The 2,190-nt window shown below is 37.1% G+C and carries 2 protein-coding genes and 1 pseudogene; all 3 read left to right on the top strand.

Annotation, left to right across the window (positions count from 1 at the left end; genetic code table 11):
* On the top strand, positions 1-1,266 hold a 1,266-nt coding region (locus CWB66_RS22990), incomplete at its 5' end, for an RHS repeat domain-containing protein (protein ID WP_138586278.1).
* Between the two features lie 40 nt (positions 1,267-1,306).
* Positions 1,307-1,861 carry an SMI1/KNR4 family protein gene (locus tag CWB66_RS16895; protein WP_138586277.1) on the top strand — a complete coding sequence of 185 codons (555 nt, stop codon included), beginning with the start codon at positions 1,307-1,309 and terminating at the stop codon, positions 1,859-1,861.
* Positions 1,862-2,014: 153 nt separating this feature from the next.
* A pseudogene (locus CWB66_RS16890) lies at positions 2,015-2,190 on the top strand (Mobile element protein); the annotation flags it as partial.

The raw sequence follows: 2,190 nt of genomic DNA, 5'->3' as shown, positions 1-2,190 counted from the left end.
CAATTAAGCTGCTTTAATAACAACGGCACGCTCACGCAATACGACTACGACCCACTCGGGCGTCGTATTGCCAAGCACACCGAACACGGTAAAATTGACTACATTTGGGATAACGACCAGTTAATTGGTGAATGCCAGCACGGTGAATATACGTGGTACATTAACCTACCAAATCAATTTCACCCAGTCGCACTGATTAAACAAGGTGAGGTGTATTATTACCACCTAGACCAACTTAATACCCCGCGTTTTGTAACCAATAACAAAGCAGAAGTCGTATGGGAAAACCAAGCCGATGTATATGGTTACGAAGAGAATGAAGCCGAGTCTGATTTTAATACAGAAAGCAGCTTCACTCAGCCAATTCGTTTTCAAGGGCAATATTTAGATGAAGAGAGCGGCCTGCATTACAACCGCTATCGCTACTACAGCCCCAAACAACAGCGCTTTATAAATCAAGACCCGATTGGTTTAGTGGGCGGGATTAACCATTATCAATATGCGCCAAACCCGGTTAATTGGGTTGATCCGTTTGGGTTGTTGTGTAAAGAAGGTGAAGAAAAGCTTGATAGAATGCTTTCTAACTTGGTTTCTTCAGGTGGTATTAATGAAACCACGAAAAATAAAATTTTAGAAATTGCGATTGCAAGTGCAGTTATTAACGACCCACAAAAATCGACTCTTAAATATACAGCAGAGGGTGCTAAATATAGAAAAGAGCATATATATGATATTGCAGGCCTTGATGAAGACAATGGCTTAATTAAACTCAATAAAATGAGCACATCAGGTGAAGTTATTAGTACAGAGGTTATAAGCACAGCACAATTTGCCGAACAGCATATTATTAACAGCGAGCGCGTAAAGCTTAACCCTGATTCAAAACCAACTAAATATCATAAACGAACAGTGGGTGAAGTAGAGATAGCTAGGAAAGCTTTTCCGCCTAAAAGAAGTGAATATATTAGAAAGTATGCTTCAGATGCATTAAATGATGATAATCATGAAGCGCATAAGCACTTTACTCAAAAAAAATTAAAGCATATGAAGAAAACTGGTAGAGTACCCGATGGTTACAATGTACATCATAAAAAACCAATTTTTAGATGTGAATCATATGAAAATCCAAATGAGTCTGAGAATTTTGAATTACTAACAGAAGATTTCCATAGTAGTAAAAATAAAGAACTTCATTGGTATAAAGAGGGTAGTCCTCCGTATGATAAAAATGGGGTTGGCCCCCGATTAGGACTAGAAAAAATATGATTTTTTGAATTAAACATAGTATTGAATTATAGGGGATAAAATGAATAACGAAATAATTAAGATAATGGATCTCGCACAAAAACTTGAAAATTTTGAATGCCGGAAAAATAAGAGTGCATTGCAATTACAAACTAAGAATTTAGAAATAGAATTTAGAATCACCTTACCGGAACCCTATAAATTTTTTCTAGAACAATATGGATTTTGTTTGTGGTTTGGAGGTAACGTAAAAGGCCTTGTCCCTTTGGAGGATGAATATGAAGAAGGTGAAGACGAAGAGGACTTTGAGGATGATGATGTAATAAGAGCAACGAAATATTATCATCAAAAATACGATGGTAAAAATGAATATCAATCAGTACCGCAGCATGGGCTTGTTATTAACTCATATGATGGTGGTGGCTACTACTTTTTATTTTCTCAAGAATCTGAGCGTGCTGGTGAGGTTGGTCTATTTCTAACCGAAACGTATGGTCAAGAAGTTTCAAAGTTCAATAGTTTTACAGATTATTTATCTTTTCTTGTAAGTGGTACCCCTGATCCTGAACCTGTTGATGTGGATTACGATAGAATAATGGACATAATCGAAGATTAATTTGGGGCTTCAATTATAAAAGCAGAGGTTAAAACCATTATGTTTGGTTTAATTAGAAATAAGGCTGAAATAAACTAGACACCCACCCTAATTTTTGTAGTATGGCGAACTAAGTACTAGGCTTTGTTTAGTGCAAGAGCAGCAGGGTGTCTTATGGCTATAGCAAGAAAGCGTCAAGTAAGTTTGGTTGATACAAAGTATTACCACTGTATCTCGCGTTGTGTTCGGCGTGCATTTTTATGCGGTGAAGACCATTTTACGGGTCAATCTTACGAGCACCGCAGAGAGTGGGTTGAAGATAAGCAGCTTGAGTTAGCTAAGATATTTTG

Origin of the sequence: Pseudoalteromonas sp. S558, assembly GCF_005886635.1 — a bacterium.
GTDB lineage: Bacteria > Pseudomonadota > Gammaproteobacteria > Enterobacterales > Alteromonadaceae > Pseudoalteromonas > Pseudoalteromonas aliena.
Note: the sequence above shows the minus strand (reverse complement) of the source record. Positions and strands in the feature narration are given on the sequence as shown.

Coding starts and splice junctions, on each gene's coding strand:
- CWB66_RS16895 (WP_138586277.1), top strand. CDS start 1,307: ATGAATAACGAAATAATTAAGATAATGGATCTCGCACAAAAACTTGAA.